This is a genomic window from Nonomuraea endophytica (assembly GCF_014203235.1).
In the GTDB taxonomy this organism is placed as follows: domain Bacteria; phylum Actinomycetota; class Actinomycetes; order Streptosporangiales; family Streptosporangiaceae; genus Nonomuraea; species Nonomuraea endophytica.
This window is the reverse complement of record NZ_JACHIN010000002.1, coordinates 545,574-561,889: the sequence shown is the minus strand read 5'-3', so window position 1 is coordinate 561,889 and position 16,316 is coordinate 545,574. Positions and strand designations below refer to the sequence as shown.

The following is a 16,316-nucleotide window of genomic DNA, read 5'->3' as shown; positions in this document are numbered from 1 at the left end:
GAGGGTGGGTTGACCTGGGTTTATGGCCACCTGTGGGGAAATGTGGGAGACCACTGTGGACGGTCATACCGACCGGTCGGTAAGGTCGCGCTATGGACTTCGCCTTCGACAGCGTCACCGAGGACCTGCGCGAGCGCCTGCTCCGCTTCATGGACGAATGTGTCTATCCGGCCGAGGCCGCCTTCGAGGAACAGGCCGCGGAGAGCGGCTGGAGCGCGCCCCCGCTCCTGGCCGACCTCAAGGACGAGGCCAGGAAACGCGGGTTGTGGAACCTGTTCCTGCCCGGGGACCACGGCGCGGGGCTGACGAACCTCCAGTACGCCCCGCTGGCGGAGATCATGGGCAGGTCGCCGGCCATCGCGCCGGTGGCCACCAACTGCGCAGCGCCCGACACCGGCAACATGGAGGTCCTCTCCATGTTCGGCAGCGAGTGGCAGCGCAAGGAGTGGCTGCGGCCCCTGCTGGACGGCGAGATCCGCTCGGCGTTCGCGATGACCGAGCCCGACGTGGCCTCCTCCGACGCCACCAACATCGCGACCTCGATCACCCGCGACGGCGACGAGTACGTGATCAACGGCCGCAAGTGGTTCATCTCCGGCGCCATGAACCCCAACTGCAAGATCTTCATCGTGATGGGCAAGACGGACCCCGAGGCGCCCTCACACCGCCAGCAGAGCATGATCCTGGTCCCGCGCGACGCTCCCGGGCTGCACATCAAGCGCGGCATGCACGTCTTCGGCTACACCGACGCCGACCACGGCGGCCACGCCGAAATGGTCTTCGAGGACGTCAGGGTGCCCGCCGAGAACCTCATCGGCGAGGAGGGCGGCGGCTTCGCGGTCGCCCAGGCCCGCCTCGGCCCCGGCCGCATCCACCACTGCATGCGCCTGATCGGCATGGCCGAGCGGGCCGTCGAGATGATGTGCAAGCGGGCGCTGGCCCGCACCACCTTCGGCAAGCCCGTCGCCCAGCAGGGCGTGGTCCAGGACTGGATCGCCGAGTCCCGCATCAAGATCGAGCAGCTGCGGCTGCTGGTGCTGAAGACCGCCTGGCTCATGGACACCGTCGGCAACCGCGGCGCCCACACCGAGATCCAGGCCATCAAGATCTCCACGCCGATCACCGTCGAGTGGATCCTCGACAAGGCCATCCAGGTCCACGGCGCGGGCGGCGTCTCCCAGGACTTCCCGCTGGCCGGCCTGTGGGCGGGCGCCCGCTCGCTCAGGTTCGCCGACGGGCCCGACGAGGTGCACAAACGTTCTCTTGCCTACCGGGAGCTGAAGAAGTGGATGTAAGGGACAGGATCGCCGGCCTGCTCGCCTCGGCCGACCCCGCCGACCAGGTGGGCTTCCTGCGGGCCCGGTTCGAGGCGGGGCTGGCGTGGGTGCACTTCCCCGAGGGGCTCGGCGGCCTCGGGGCGCCCCGCGACCTGCAGCAGGTTGTGGAGAAGGAGCTCGCCCACACCCCGCAGCCCAACATCGGCCTGCAGGCCATTGGACTCGGCATGGCCGCGCCGACGATCCTCGCCTTCGGCACCCAGGAGCAGAAGGAACGTTTCCTGCGCCCCCTCTACACCGGCGAGGAGATCTGGTGCCAGCTCTTCTCCGAGCCCGGCGCCGGATCCGACCTGGCCACCCTCGCCACCCGCGCCGTACGCGACGGCGACGAATGGGTCGTGGACGGCCAGAAGGTATGGACGTCGGGCGCCCACCACGCCCGCTGGGCCATCCTCGTCACCCGCACCGATCCGGACGTGCCCAAACACCGCGGCATGACCTACTTCGTCTGCGACATGAGCGCCCCCGGCGTCGAGGTGCGCCCGCTGCGCCAGATCACCGGCGAGGCCGAGTTCAACGAGGTCTTCCTCACCGGCGTGCGCCTGTCCGACGACCTGCGCCTCGGCGAGGTCGGCGACGGCTGGCGGGTCGCCCAGACCACGCTCATGAACGAGCGCGTCGCCATCGGCGGCACCCCGGGCCGCCGGGGCGGCGGCATGATCGGCGTCGTCTCCGACACCTGGCGCTCCCGCCCCGACCTGCGCACCCCCGAACTCCACCAGCGCCTGCTCAAGCTCTGGGTCGAGTCCGAGGTCACCCGCCTTTCCGCGGTACGGCTGCGCGAACAACTGGCCGCCGGCCAGCCCGGACCGGAGGGCTCCGGCATGAAGCTCTCCTTCGCCAAGCTCAACCAGGAGCTCACCGGCCTGGACCTGGAGCTGCGCCGCGACCTCGGCTACGACGACTGGTCGTTCCGCCGCTCCGAGGACGTCGACATGCTCGGCCGCGGCCCCGGCTACCGCTACCTGCGCGCCAAGGGCAACTCCATCGAGGGCGGCACCTCGGAGATCCTGCGCAACATCGTCTCCGAGCGCGTGCTCGGCCTGCCCTCGGAGCCCCGCATCGACAAGGACGTGCCCTGGAAGGACCTGCCGCGGTGACCACTCTGCTGTACACGGAGGTCGAGGAGGAGCTGCGGGCCGCCGTCCGCGCGCTGCTGGCCGACCGCTGCCCGCCCTCGGCGGTGCTGAAGCGCGTGGAGTCCCCCGCGCCGTACGACCTCGACCTGTGGAAGACGCTCTCGCGCGAGATCGGCGTGGCGGGCCTGCTGATCCCCGAGTCGTACGGCGGCGCCGGCGCCTCGGCCAGCGAGGTGGCCGTCGTCCTGGAGGAGCTGGGCAGGGGAGCGGCGCCGGTGCCGTTCTTCACCAGCTCGGTCCTGGCCACCAGGGCCGCGCTGGACGCGGGGGCCGCCGACCTGCTCGGCCGGCTGGCCTCCGGCGACACGACAGCCGCGCTCGCCGTCCCCTTCACCGCGACCCCCTACCACCGGGCCGCCGACACAGTGGAGGCGTCCGGCACGACCCTCACCGGCACTGTGGCGGACGTGGCGGGCGCCGAGGCCGCCGACGTGCTGCTGGTCCCGGCCGGTGGCGCGCTCTACCTGGTCGAGGCCGGGCACGCGGAGATCACCACGCGCCCCTCACTCGACCTGACCAGGCCCGTCGCGACCGTCGCCTTCTCCGGGGCCGCCGCCGCGCGGCTCGGGTCGTGCGACGTGGCCGAGGTACTGCGGTTCGGGGCCGGGCTGCTCGCCTCGGAACAGCTCGGGGTGGCCGAGTGGTGCCTGGAGACCACGCTGGCCTACGTCCGCGAACGCCACCAGTTCGCCCGGCCGATCGGCTCCTTCCAGGCGATCAAGCACCGGCTGGCCGACCTCTGGCTGGACGTGGTCCGTGCCAGGGCCGCCGCGCGCAACGCCGCCGCCGACACCTCTCCGCTGGCGGTCGCGGTGGCCCAGGCGTGGAACGCGGGCGTGGCCGTACACGTGGCCGAGGAGGCGGTGCAGTTGCACGGCGGGATCGGGATGACCTGGGAGCACCCCATCCACCTCTACCTGAAGCGCGCGAAGGCCACCGAGATCGCGCTCGGCACGCCCGGCGACCATCGCGCGGCGCTGGCGGAGCTAGCAGATCTTCCTGGGTGACAGGCCCGGCAGATACCGCGCCCAGGCGGCCGGCGACAGCTCGCCGTCCTGGGCGCAGATGCCGCGCAGCGCCCGTTCCGGGTCCACGGCGATCGTCCGCCTTTGTCCGTCGGCGCCGATCGCCAGGACGTCGGAGCCCTGGGCCAGGACGGGCTCGCCGACCTCCACCGGCTGGCCGAGCCTGGCGCCGGTCCGCACGTCCCAGAGCGTCAGCCCGTCCTGCCCGGCGGCAGCCAGCACGGCGCCGTCCCGCGAGAACATCAGCGCGCGCACCCGCTTCCCGGTCACCAGCGGCGGGCCCAGCGGGGCGCGCAGGGCGGTGTCCCAGAGCGTGATGTGGCCGAGCGTGTTGCCGGTCGCCGCCATCCTGCCGTCGGCGCTGAAGGCGACCACACCGGCGGCCTTGCCGTTGGCGTTGGGGACCGACGGCGCGGCGGTCAGCGGGTCCACGGTGTGGACACGCTCGTCGTCGTACGCGACCAGCAGCAGCCCGTCGGGCCTCCACACCAGTCCGGGCCCGGTCACCCCCGCCACGCGGCGCACCTGCCCGGCGGCGTGGAGTTCGACCCAGTCCTTCGAGGCCACCGCCAGCGTTCTGCCGTCGGGGGAGTAGGCCAGGCCGGAGGCCGGGGAGGAGCTCAGCGTGCTGATCCTGCTGTTCTCGGCCAGGTCCCAGACGTCCACGGAGGGCTGACCCGGGGTGGCCACGGCCAGTCGCTTGCCGTCCCAGCTGAAGGCCATCAGAGTGGCGGTGCTGGGCAGGGTGGCGGTGAGCCGGCCCGAGTCCCAGAGCGTGATCGTGGTCCCGTCGGCCACGGCCAGGATCCGGCCGTCCCTGCTCAGGGCCCGGGTGCCTGGCCCGAAGGGTGGTTGCGCGGTGGCCGGGACCGTGTAGGTCCGCACCCGGCCGCCCGGACCGGCGTACCGCACCCCGGAAGGCCCGACCACCAGCGCCCGCCCCAGGCCCTCGGTGTCACGCCCCTGCGAGGAGTCGCCTCCCGCAGGGGAGTCGCCTCCCGCAGGGGAGTCGCCTCGCGTAGGGGAGTCGCTCGTAGGGGAGTCGCCCCGGGCGGGGGAGTCGTTCGTGGGGGAGGCGGCACGGTCGGGGATGTTCAGCATGCGTTGCCAGGTTCCGGTCTGCCAGACGGCGACGCCCTCCCGGCCGCCCTGGGCGAGCAGGCGGCCGTCGGGGGAGTAGGACAGGGACGAGGCGGCCGGACCGGTGCTGGCCAGCGTCCGGCCGCTGGCCAGGTCGTGGACGCGGGTGCCCGAGGGGCCCGACAGCACGACCGTGGTGCCGTCGGGGCCGAGCGCCCCGGCCGTGACGGCGCCCCGGAGCGCGGTCAGCCAGGGCAGGTCGAGCTTGCCGCCGCCCTCCAGGATCTCCGGCGGCCTGGGCGCGACCACATCGCTGGCGACCGAGGTGGCCAGCACCCGCCGCCCGTCCGTGCTCAGCATGCTCATCGGCCGCGCCGTCACCTGCCCGCCGTCAGCCCGCCACAACACCCCCAAGCCCGACTTGTCGGTCGTGGAGAGAATCTCGCCCTGATACGACAGCGCCAGCGCCGCCTTCACCGGCAACGACCGCAACAGGATGCCGGAACGTGTGTCGAACACCCGCACGTCACCGGTCGTGGCGACGGCCAGGGTGGTGCCCGCCGGGTTCAGCGCCGCCAGCCGCGCCGACCGTCCCGCGCCCCTGACCTCCATCAGCAGCGTCTTGGACACCGGGTCCCACACCCGCGCCGTGCCCCCGCGCACCGCCACGAGCCAGCGCCCCGCCTGGTCGAGGGCGTACACGGAGTCGGCGCCGGCGTCCGGATCGGCGAAAACGTCCCGCACGGGGTCCGTCGCCGCCGCCATCAGCGCCGAGCGAGCCTCCGCGACCGGCGCCAGCCGCCAGGCCGCCGCACTCAGCAGCCGCGAGGTGATCGGGTCGCCGGTCCGCAGCGTCCCCGCCGTTCCGGCCAGCGCCTTGGCCGTCGTCTCGGCGAGCGCCTGCGTCGCCGTACCGGCTTGCCAGAAGGCCACCCCCGCGGTGGCCAGCGCCACGACGAGCAGCGCCGCGAGCACGCCCGCCACAACTCCCCGCCGCCGCGCCCTGACCCCGGCCAGCCGGGTCCCGGCCACGACGAACTCTCTCTCGGTACGGCTCAGCGCCACCAACTGCCCACCGGCGGCCCAGCCCAGCACGGTGTCGAGCCGCTCACCCTGCGGCAGATCCGCCGCCCGCCGCCCCCTCCGCTGCCAGGCATCGGCCGCCTCGGCCAGGGAAACGACCGGCCCGCCCTCCATCCACTCCCGCAGCCTCGGCCAGGCCACCAGCAACGCCGAGTGCGCCAGCACCACACGCCCCTCACCCGGCCTGTGGAGGAGCCCGGCGTCGGTGTACCTCTGGACGACCAGGGCGGCGGCGGGGCGGGTGATGTCGTGGCCGCCGGTGGTCTTGCCGGTCAGGTGGAGGAAGACCGCGGGGGCGGCGTCCTGTTCCGCCCGGCTCAGCCCGGTGTACACCTGCTCCGCCAGCTCTCCCAGCGACGGCTCGGGCGCGTCGGTGCGCAGGCCACGGGCGGTCTCGGCACCCTCGGCCAGCGGGTCGCCCGCGCTGTCCAGCAGCTTCAGCAGCAGGTCGCGGGCGGACGGCCGCCGGTTGGCGTCCTCGTCGAGGGCCTGGGCCACCAGGTCACGCAGCGGCGGCTCCAGCGCCGCCACGGAGCCGGTCTCCTCACCGGTGGCGGCGAACAGCGTGAGACGACCCCACGCGTGGACGTCGTCCTCGGGCGTCTGGTCCGCGGGTGCGGGCTCGGGGGACCGGCCCGGCGAAGGAGGGAGGCCGAAGTCGATCACCTTGGGGCCGTCGGGGCCGAGCAGGACGTTGTCCGGGGTGAGGTCCCGGTGCACCACCCCGGCCTCGTGGATCGCGGTGAGCGCGGTCGCCGCGCCGGTGGCCAGGCGGTGCAGGTCGATGCCCTGGTACGGGCCGGACTCGCCGACCTTGACCCGCAGACTCGGCCCGGCCACGAACTCGCTCACCACGTACGGCGTGCCCCCGTCCACCCCGGCGGCCAGCACCCGAGACACGCACAAGGACCGGACCCGCCGGGCCGCCTCGACCTCACGCTCGTCCGGCGCGGTGTGCAGTGCCTTGAGCGCGTACCGCTCGCCGGCGTCGTCGTAGGCCTCGTAGACCACACCCTGGCCGCCGCTGCCGAGGCGTCCGGCTATCCAGTAGCCGCCGAGGTGTTCGGGATCCGTCTTCACAAAGACTTAGATGATGCGCAAAATCCGGCGGTTGTCCATGGGTAGGGGGTCACGGCTTGAGCGAGGTCAGGAGGAGTTCGGCGAACTGGCGGCCCACTTCGCCCCCGGACAGCGGCCCGTCGGTGTGGTACCAGCTGCCCAGGTGGTGCACCGAGCCGAAGAAGAAGTCGACGACGATCTCGGCCTGGATGTCCTCGCGGAAGACGCCTTCGCGCTGCCCCTCGGTGACGAGGTCCCGGAAACGCTCGTGGTAGCGTCGGCGCTCGGCCCGCACGCTCTTCTGCGTCTCCGGGGCCAGCAGATGCATCGACCGGAAGAAGATCTTGGAATCGTCGAGGTTGGCGGTACTGGTCTCGACCACGTCCGCTGCGGCGTCGCGCAGCCGTTCCCTGACCGGGCGGGGTTCGTCGGCGATCTGCGTCAGCCGTTCCATCTGCATCCGCAGCACCCGCGCGTAGATCTCATGCAGCAGGTCGTCCTTGGAGTCGAAGTAGTGGTACATGGCGCCCTTGGTCACCCCCGCGGCGGCCACGATCTCCTGCACCGAGGTGCCCTCGAACCCGCGCTCGGCGAACAGCCTCGTCGCCTCGCTGAGCAGCCGCCGGCGCACCGGCTCATCCTTCCCCGTCACGAACCCCAGCATACCGACTGGTCGGTTGAGCGTCTCGTGCGTGATTCGCGGTGCTATTTCCCTCACCTTAGGGTGGCCTTTGTTTGATATTGGGTATCACGTGACGTGGCGAGGGATCTCCGGCGTGGCAGATCCAAGTATTTCCTAGCAACTCGGGGAGTTTGCCGTGCCTGGTGGCTCGATCTATGTGCAGCAGGACCCGAAGTTCACGGGGTCGTCGCCCCAGTGGTACTACGAGAAGTTCTGGAGGGAGGACACCAAGAACCGCCGTCGCAACCGTGCGATCAAGGCCGCCGTGGGCTTCGCGGCCGGCCTGGCCTTGGCGATCCGCTTCGACCTGCCGTTCCCCGCGCTCTACGCGCTGGGCCTGGCCGGCATCGTGGCAGGCGCCGACTGGTACTGGTACTGGGCGCAGTTCCGCGCCACCGCGGTCTGGCGAGGACGCCGCCGCGGTGAGGCGATCACCGGAAAGACGCTGCGCCGCGCGCTGACCAAGCAGGGTTACCGCGTGCTCGACGGCCGCGCGATCCGCGGTCAGGCCTCCATCGATCATCTGGTCATCGGCCCCGGCGGTGTCTGGATCATCGACAACGAGTCGTGGAGCCCGGACACCGAGATCGCCTCTTACGGTGGCCGGCTGTTCTTCGGCGAGAAGTTCGGCACCAAGGTCGCCAACGGCCTGGTGGAGACCGGCAACGCGTTCGCCGAGCTCCTCACCAAGGAAACCGGCATCCCGGTCACGATCACCCCGATGATCGCGGTGCACTGCGGGATGATGCCGAGAGGCGGCCTGCTCACGGCCGAAGGTCTCACCCTGCTCAAGCCGCATCTGGCGCCCCGCATGATCCGGGCGAGCTCCTCCGCGGCGCTGAGCACCACGCAGGTGGAACTCCTCGCCCGTATCGCCGCCCGGGAACTCCACCGCATGTGAGCGAGTGAGCGCCGTCCGCCGGCGGCGCTCCGCCCTGCCGGTCCATAGCACGGAGGGCGGTTGATCGCATGATGGATACGGTGCGGGTCAATCAGGGTGACACCCGATCGGAATTGTTCACACTAGACATATGGCTCCCGCTCCTCAGCAACCGCAGGCGTTCGCTCACCTGAGCGCGCCCAACGCCGCGTTCTACCGGGAGATCCTGGTGGCGTTCGCGCGGGCCAAGGAGCGGTTCGTGGTCCACCTGCGGCCGGAGGAGATCGCCGCGGAGTTACGGCGCGACAGCGACGACCAGCTCGCCCAGGCGCTCAAGCGGCTCGTGGACTGGGGCAACCTGCGCTCCGACGCCGACACCGGCAGGGTGTCGTCGGTCGAGGACTTCCACCGCAAGCGGCTGCTCTTCCAGCTGACCGCCGCCGGGCAGGCGGCCGAGCAGGCCATCGCCTTCTACGAGGAGGCGATCGGCCGGCGGGGCCAGCTCCAGGCGGTGGCGCTCGGCGACATCGCCGACCAGCTCCAGGCCCTGGTCACGCTGAGCAGGCAGGACGACCCCGATCCGGCGGGCGTTCACCTGATCCTGATCTCCCTGGCCGAGCGGTTCGCGTCGCTGGCCGACAACGCGCGGGCGTTCATGGCCTCGCTGCGGCGCGCGATCGACTTCGCCGACGGCGACGTGGACGGCTTCATCGCCTACAAGGAGCGGTTGATCGACTACATCAACCGCTTCATCGCCGAGCTGGCCAACTCCGGCGCCCGCATCGCCCGGCTGCTGCTCGAACTGGAGGAACTGGGCCAGCACGCGCTGCTGGAGACGGCCGCCCGGCGCGAGGCCGCCGACGCGGTGCCGGACGGCGCCGACGCCGCGGCCGAGTACGCCAAGGTGCTGGCCGGCTGGGAGAACAGGTGGCGTGGCCTGCGCGACTGGTTCGTCTCGCGGGACGTCGGCCACCCGTCACAGGCCAGGCTGCTGCGGCAGTCGGCGGTCACCGCGATCAAGCAGCTCATCGACACCGTCGGCCTGCTCAACGAGCGGCGATCCGGCCGATCGGACCGCTCGGCCGACTTCAGGACGCTGGCCAAGTGGTTCGCGGACGCGCCGGACGAGGCCGCGATGCACCGGCTGTGGCGGGCGGCGTTCGGGCTGGCCCCGGCCCGGCATCTGACGATCCCGCCGCAGGAGATCGCCGAGGTGCCCGCCTCCACCCCGTGGGCGCAGGCGCCGCCGATCCGGATCTCGCCGCAGCTCCGCCGTACCGGATCCTATGAACGGCGCGGCAGGCCCAACAAGGTGGCCGACCGCTCACAGGCCCGCCGGTTTCTGCTGGAGCAGGTGGAGCGGGAGGCGGCGCAGACGTCGCGGGCGCGCGAGCGGCTGCGCACGGACGGGCCCGTGCTGCTGTCGCGGCTGGGCGTGCTGGACCCGATGGCCTTCCGGCTGTTCCTGGGGCTGCTCGGGGACGCGCTGTCGGCCCGCGGGCCGCACGACACGGAGGTGAAGACCACGACCGGCGACGGTTCGATGGAGGTACGGCTCACGCTGGTGCCGGACGGCGGGATGGTCGCGATCGAGACCGAGGACGGGTTGCTGACCGGCCCCGAGCACGTGATCGAGATCACGGTGGTCGCGTGACCCCCGAGGAGGAGCTGGCCCAGTGCCAGGCGGCGCTGCGCGCCCTGCTGATGAGCCCGCTGCTGCGCGACCCGGACAAGCTCGTGCTGGTCCGGCGGCACGCCGCCGAGCTGCGCGACTGGCTGACCAGGGAGACCGGCTGGCGGCTCGTCGTGGACTCGGAGTCCGCCCGGCTGTTCAAGGCGGTGCCGGACACGCTGGACGCGACCCGTCCCGCGCTCGGCCGGGCCGGGGAGCCGTTCGGGCGGCGGCGTTACGTGGTGCTCTGCCTGGCCCTGTCCGTGCTCGAACGGGCCGACGCGCAGACCACGCTGGGCAAGCTGGCCGAGGAGGTGCTGGACGCGGGCGCCGAGCACGCCTTCACGCTCGGCAGCAGGGCCGAGCGCGGGGACCTGGTGGCGGTGGTCCGTACGCTGCTCGGCTGGGGAGTTCTCGACCGGGTCTCGGGTGATGAGGAGGCGTACCTGGCCGACACCGGCGACGTCCTCTACGACGTGCGGCGCAAGGTGCTGGCCGGGCTGCTCACCGGGCTGCGCGGGCCGTCCACGATCACCGCCGAGTCCTTCGAGGAACGGCTGGCCGAGCTGACCGCCGAGCCGTACGCCGACACCGACGACCTGCGCAACCAGGCGTTACGCCGCCGGCTGACCAGGTGGCTGCTGGACGATCCGGTCCTGTACTTCAAGGATCTGGGGGTGGACGAGCTGGCGTACCTGACCTCGCAGCGGCACGCGATCATCCGCAGGATCGAGCAGGCCACGGGCCTGGTCGCCGAGGTCAGGGCGGAGGGCATCGCCATGGTCGACCCCGACGACGAGCTGACCGACGTGCGGCTGCCCGAGCAGCGCACGGACGGCCACGTCACCTTGCTGGTCGCCGAGCGCCTGGCCGCGCTGGGCAGCGCCTCGACCGAGGAACTCAAGGCGTTCGTCCGGCACGCGGCCGCCGAGCACACCTCCTTCTGGCGCAAGGGCGTCACCGACCCGGGCGCGGAGGACGGCCTGCTGGCGGTGGCGCTCGGCAAGCTGACCGCCCTGCGCCTGGCGCACGTGGAAGGGAGCAGGGTCACCGGCCTGCCGGCCATCTCCCGCTACGCGCTCGATCCGCCTACGGTCAAAGGAAACTGATGCTGCCCACCCCCGGCGCGGAGCGCTGGAAGCCGCTGCGCGCGGGCCTGGTCGACATGTTCTACTACGACGTCGAGGAGTTCCACTTCCACGACGGCCGCCTGCTGCTGCGCGGCAACAACGGCACCGGCAAGTCGAAGGTGCTCGCGCTCACGCTGCCCTTCCTGCTGGACGGCGAGCTGACCTCGCACCGGGTCGAACCGGACGGCGACCGGCAGAAGCGCATGGAGTGGAACCTGCTGCTCGGCGGCAAGCATCCGCATCCGGAGCGGCTCGGCTACACCTGGCTGGAGTTCGGCCGCCGCGCCGCCGACGGCAGCGAGGAGTTCCGCACGATCGGCTGCGGGCTGAAGGCGGTCAGGGACCGGGGCGTGGTCAGGCACTGGTTCTTCGTCACCCCGCAGCGCGTCGGGGCGGGGCTGAGCCTGATCTCGCCCACCGGCGTGGCGTTGACCAGGGAGAACCTGCGCGAGGCCGTGGACGGCCACGGCATGGTCTACGACCGGGCGGCCGACTACCGGCGGGCTGTGGACGAGGCGCTGTTCTGGCTGGGCGAGCACCGCTACGAGGCGCTGGTCAACCTGCTGATCCAGCTCCGCCAGCCGCAGCTGTCGAAGCGGCCGGACGAGAAGCTGCTGTCCAGGGCCCTCACCGAGGCGCTGCCCCCGCTCAGCTCCACGCTGCTGGCCACGGTCGCCGACGCCTTCCGCGGCCTGGACGAGGAACGCGACGCGCTGCGCGGCCTGGACGAGGCGCGCAAGGCCGCGGCCGACTTCCTGGACCACTACCGCACCTACGCGGCCACGGCCACCAAGCGGAAGGCGGCCGGGCCCAGGCTCACGCAGAGCCGCTACGAGCAGCTCGGCCGCGACCTGGCCGAGGCGGAGCTGCGCCAGTCGGCGGCGGAGGCCGAGCTGGAGTCGGTCGACGACCTGCTCAGCGAGCTGGCCACGGAGAAGAACCTGCTCGACGCCCGCCGTACGGCGCTGCAGCAGAGCCCGGAGATGCGCGACGCGGAGCGGCTGGACCAGACCCGCGAGGAGGCGGGCCGCCTGGCCGAGCACGCCCAGCGCACCGGCCAGGAGCTGAGCCGCGCCGACGGCGAGACCGGGCGGCTGGCCCGCCGGGCCGGGACCGCGCGTGAGAAGGCCGCGCTGGCGCAGGAGGAGCACGACACGATCCACCGCGCGGCCGGGGACGCGGCGGGCCGGGCCGGGATCGAGCTTTCGGAGTCCCGGCGCGAGTCCGAGCACGCCGTCGTCAGCCAGGAGCACGCGATCGCCCAGCTTGAACGCCTGCTGGAGGTGGTGGCCGACGCCGCAGCCGGGGTCACGACGGCCAGGGCCGAGGTCGACCGGCTGACCGGTGAGCTCACCGAGGCCGCCGAGGCGATCGCGCTGGCCGGGCAGGTCGCCGATGAGCGGGCCGCCGAGCTGCTGGACTCCTTCACCGGCTACCTCACCGGGCTGAGCGAACTGCGGGTGGCCGATCGGGACGGCGTGCTGGCCGTACTCCAGGACTGGGCGGAGAACGCGGCCGGACCCAATCCGGCGGCCGCCGCCGTCGACGACGCGCTGAGACAGGCCACGGCGGCGCTCGCCCGGCGCGAGACCGAGCTGGACGCCGAGCTCGCCGCCGCCCGGCAGGCCGCCGACGAGCTGGCCGTGGAGATCGCCCGGCTGGAGGCGGGCGGCCACGACGCGCCGCCCGCCCCGCACACGCGCGCCCCGCGCGGCGACACCCGGCCGGGCGCGCCGTTGTGGAAGGTCGTGGACTTCGCCGACGGGGTGCCCGCCGACCACCGCGCCGGCCTTGAGGCCGCCCTGGAGGCGGCGGGCCTGCTGGACGCGTGGCTGACCCCGCAGGCCGAGCTGATACTCGGCGACACGGTGATCCTGCGCGGCAGGGTGACCGGGCCGTCCTGCGCGAACGTGCTGCGCCCCGCGATCGACCGCGCCGACCCGCAGGCCGCCGCACTCGACGACGCGATCGTGCTCTCCGTGCTGGCCGGGATCGGGCTCGGGCCCGGCTCGCCGACCTGGATCGCCACCGACGGCCGCTGGGTCAACGGCCTGCTGGCTGGCGCCTGGCAGAAGGCGGGCGCCGACCACATCGGCGAGGGCGCGCGCGAGGCCGCCCGCCGTACCCGCGTGGCCGCGCTCGCCCAGGAACTCGCCGACGCCACGCTGCGCGCCGACGACCTCGACCGCGACAAGCAGGACCTCGCGGTACGGCAGGCCGTCCTGGCCACCGAGCACCGCGCACTCCCCACCGACGCCCCGGTCCGCGAGGCCCACGTGAAGCTCGCCGGAGCCCACGAGCGCCGCAGGACGATCCACGAGCGCCACCAGCGCGCCGTCGGCGTGATGAACACCCGGCAGGCCGAGCTCGACGCGGCCCAGGTGCGGGCGGCCGAGTTCGCCGGTGACGTGGGCTTGCCGGCCGAGCGCGGGCCGCTGGGGGAGATCAGGACGGCGCTGGCCGAGTACCGATTGGAGCTGGCCAGGTTGTGGCCGGCCGTACACGCGCTGAGCATGGCGCGCGAGACCGAACGTGAGGCCGCGCAGGAGGTCGCGCTCGCGGCCGAGCGGCTGGCCGAGGCGGCGCAGTTGGCCGCTGAGGCGGGGGAGCGGGCGCGGGCGGCGGCCGAGGTGTACCGCTCGCTCGCCGAGACGGCGGGCGCGGCGGTGGAGGAGCTGTTCCGCCGCCTGGAGGAGGTGCGGCAGGAGCTGCGCGGGCGGGACCGGGCCGAGAGCGACGCCCGCGCCAGGCAGCAGCGGCTGGCGACCGAACGCGGCAAGGCGGAGGGTGTGCGCGAACGGCTGGCCGGCGAGATCGTCGAGGCCACCCGCGCCAGGGACGAGGCGGTGCGCGACTTCCGCGCGTTCGCCGCGACCGGCCTGCTCAAGATCGCGCTGCCCGGCCGCGACGTGCCGGACCCGGCCACCGCCTGGTCGGCCACGCCCACGGTCGTCCTCGCGCGGGCGGTCAACGCCGACCTGGAGGCGGCCGACGACGGCGACGGCCCGTGGGAACGCGTCCAGCGCAAGGTCGCCGACGAGCACAAGCTGTTGTCCGACGCGATGGCCAGGCAGGGCCACTCGGCGGGCCTGACCGTCACGGAAGGCGTCATGATCGTCGACGTGACGTTCCAGGGCCGGGCCCGCGACATCCCCGACCTGGTCGGCGCGCTGGCCGAGGAGACGGCCGGCCGCGCCCGGCTGCTGTCGGCCAAGGAACGCGAGCTGCTGGAGAACCACCTGCTCAACGAGGTCGCCGGAACGCTGCACGAGCTCATCGCGGCGGCCGAGACCGAGGTCGGCAGCATGAACGAGGAGCTCCAGTCGCGCCCCACCTCCACCGGCATGCGGCTGCGCCTGGTGTGGAAGACCGCGAAGAACGCCCCGGCGGGCCTGGACCGGGTCCGCGGCAAGCTGCGCCAGACCGTCGACGCGTGGTCGCAGGACGACCGGACGGCGGTCGGCGCCTTCCTGCAGGAGCGCATCGCCAGGGAGCACGCCGACAACCCGGCGGCGGGCTGGATCGAGGCGCTGACCAGGGCCCTGGACTACCGAGCTTGGCACGAGTTCGCCATCCAGCGCCTCCAGGAGGGCCAGTGGCGCCCCGCCACCGGTCCCGCCTCCGGCGGGGAGCGGGTGCTGGCCGCCTCGGTGCCTCTGTTCGCCGCCGCCTCCGCGCACTACAAGTCGGCGGGCAACCCGTACGCGCCGCGCCTGGTCGCGCTCGACGAGGCGTTCGCCGGGGTGGACGACGACTCGCGGGCCAAGTGCCTCGGCCTGCTGGCCACCTTCGACATGGACGTGGTGATGACCAGCGAGCGCGAGTGGGGCTGCTACCCGCAGGTGCCCGGCCTGGCCATCGCCCAGCTGTCGCGGCGCGACGGCATCGACGCCGTCCTGGTCACGCCGTGGCGCTGGGACGGCAGGGAGCGCCGCCGGGTCGAACGCCCCGCGCCGGGGGCTCTGGCCGATGAGTGACCGGCTCACGCGGCTGCTGGGCGGGGAGGAGTTGGCGTGGCTGGTGGACAGGGCGCGCACCCGGCTGGAACGCGGCAAGCCGCTGACCGGCTCGGTGTCGCTGGCGGGCGCGACGCACGGCCAGCGGCGGGCGGTTGAGACGCTGCTCGGCCGCCGGGCCGGGAGCGGCGCGTCGCTGTCGGTCTCGCTGGAGGAGGTCGACCGGGTGCTGCGGGCCAGCGGCGCCTGCGACGGCCTCGCCCAGGCGGTCGCGGTCCTGCGCGGCCCGATCCGCGACCTGACCGCCCTGGCCGCCGACCGCGACACCGCCTGGCGCACCGCGTTCGCGGCTTTGGACACGCACCTCGCCGACCGGAAGGCCCTCGACGGGCGCGTCGCGGACCGGCAGGATCTCGGCGGGCGCGTCGCGGACCGGCAGGCCCTCGCGGGGTGGCGGGGCTGGCTGGACTCCTCCGGTCTGGTACGCAGGCTGGCGCCCGAGCCCGCCGACGCCGGGTCCCTGCTGGACCGGCTCGTCGCGGTGCTGGCGCGGCTGCCGTCCACGGGGGTGCCGATCGGCCGGCTGGCCGCCGAGACCTGCGGTGACGCGCACGCCCTGGACGACGGCCGCCCGGTGGCGACCCTGGCCCTGTCGGCGGCCCGCGCCCTGGCCGGACTCCCGTACGCGGCGGAAGGCGGCGCCGACGCCAGGCGGGCGGCCTGGGCGGCAGTCGGCGTGCACCTGGACGAGCTGTCGTCGCTGGTCCTGAGCCTCGGCCTGCCCGGCGACCCCACGCCGGGCGAGCCGCACGTGCGCACGCTGCGCCAGCTCCGCCGCGCGGAACCGATCAACGCGGGCCTGGTGCGCCTGTGCGAGAACCCCGTCGTGGTGGCCGCCGCCGCGGACGACCTCGGCGCCGCCTGCCCGCCCCTGGTCTGCGTGAACGGCCGGCCGTCCGCGGCCGTCTGGCGCCTGCTCGACCTGCTGGCCGCCGGGGGATCGTCGTTCGCCTACCACGGCGACTTCGACTGGGGCGGCGTCGCGATCGCCGCGGCCGTCCACGAGCGCGTGGGGTTCACGCCGTGGCGGTACGACGCCGCGTCCTACCAGCGGGCGGCCAGTGCGGCCCCGCTGGCAGGACGCGCCGTGCCCACGCCCTGGGACCCGCCGCTGTCGGAGGCGATGCGGCGGCGGGCGGTCCGCGTGGAGGAGGAGCTGGTCCTGTCCGACCTGCTGAGCGACCTGGCCCCGCTCTAGGCGAAGACGTCCTGC

General features: G+C 73.4%; 10 protein-coding genes. 8 read left to right on the top strand and 2 right to left on the bottom strand.

The window, feature by feature from the left end; all coding sequences use genetic code 11:
- Positions 1-92: 92 nt before the first annotated feature.
- The 3 genes from HNR40_RS10670 to HNR40_RS53520 are packed head-to-tail and all read left to right on the top strand — an operon-like array spanning position 93 to position 3,483.
- The gene (locus HNR40_RS10670; protein WP_184960225.1) at positions 93-1,295 is read left to right on the top strand and encodes an acyl-CoA dehydrogenase family protein; all 1,203 of its coding nucleotides are present in this window, start codon (positions 93-95) and stop codon (positions 1,293-1,295) included.
- On the top strand, positions 1,286-2,437 hold the full coding sequence (locus HNR40_RS53525) for an acyl-CoA dehydrogenase family protein (protein WP_312896273.1): 1,152 nt from the start codon (positions 1,286-1,288) through the stop codon (positions 2,435-2,437). Before HNR40_RS10670 ends, HNR40_RS53525 begins: the two co-directional genes overlap by 10 nt.
- Positions 2,434-3,483, top strand: coding sequence for an acyl-CoA dehydrogenase family protein (locus tag HNR40_RS53520; protein WP_221340284.1), 1,050 nt, complete (start codon positions 2,434-2,436; stop codon positions 3,481-3,483). Before HNR40_RS53525 ends, HNR40_RS53520 begins: the two co-directional genes overlap by 4 nt.
- Here the strand turns inward: HNR40_RS53520 and HNR40_RS10660 are convergent.
- Together HNR40_RS10660 and HNR40_RS10655 are read right to left on the bottom strand one after the other, a co-directional pair.
- Positions 3,463-6,744 (bottom strand): protein kinase domain-containing protein, encoded by a 3,282-nt coding sequence (locus HNR40_RS10660; RefSeq protein WP_184960223.1) that lies wholly within the window; start codon positions 6,742-6,744, stop codon positions 3,463-3,465. The two genes, HNR40_RS53520 and HNR40_RS10660, sit on opposite strands and share 21 nt — an antisense overlap.
- Before the next feature lie 49 nt (positions 6,745-6,793).
- Positions 6,794-7,387, bottom strand: a complete 594-nt coding sequence (locus HNR40_RS10655) for a TetR/AcrR family transcriptional regulator (RefSeq protein WP_184960221.1) — start codon at positions 7,385-7,387, stop codon at positions 6,794-6,796.
- 154 nt (positions 7,388-7,541) lie between these two features.
- Between HNR40_RS10655 and HNR40_RS10650 the strand changes: the two genes are divergently transcribed.
- The 5 genes from HNR40_RS10650 (at position 7,542) to HNR40_RS10630 (ending at position 16,301) form a co-directional block, all read left to right on the top strand.
- Entirely contained in the window at positions 7,542-8,306 is a 765-nt protein-coding gene (locus HNR40_RS10650; RefSeq protein WP_184960219.1) for a nuclease-related domain-containing protein, read from the top strand.
- Between the two features lie 130 nt (positions 8,307-8,436).
- Positions 8,437-9,939: a TIGR02677 family protein gene (locus HNR40_RS10645; RefSeq protein WP_184960217.1), complete on the top strand. Its 1,503-nt coding sequence runs from the start codon at positions 8,437-8,439 to the stop codon at positions 9,937-9,939.
- Positions 9,936-11,066: a TIGR02678 family protein gene (locus HNR40_RS10640; protein ID WP_184960215.1), complete on the top strand. Its 1,131-nt coding sequence runs from the start codon at positions 9,936-9,938 to the stop codon at positions 11,064-11,066. Before HNR40_RS10645 ends, HNR40_RS10640 begins: the two co-directional genes overlap by 4 nt.
- Positions 11,066-15,064, top strand: coding sequence for a TIGR02680 family protein (locus HNR40_RS10635; protein WP_184960213.1), 3,999 nt, complete (start codon positions 11,066-11,068; stop codon positions 15,062-15,064). The genes HNR40_RS10640 and HNR40_RS10635 overlap by 1 nt, the downstream gene beginning before the upstream one ends.
- The gene (locus HNR40_RS10630; protein WP_184960211.1) at positions 15,057-16,301 is read left to right on the top strand and encodes a TIGR02679 family protein; all 1,245 of its coding nucleotides are present in this window, start codon (positions 15,057-15,059) and stop codon (positions 16,299-16,301) included. Before HNR40_RS10635 ends, HNR40_RS10630 begins: the two co-directional genes overlap by 8 nt.
- Positions 16,302-16,316: the final 15 nt, after the last annotated feature.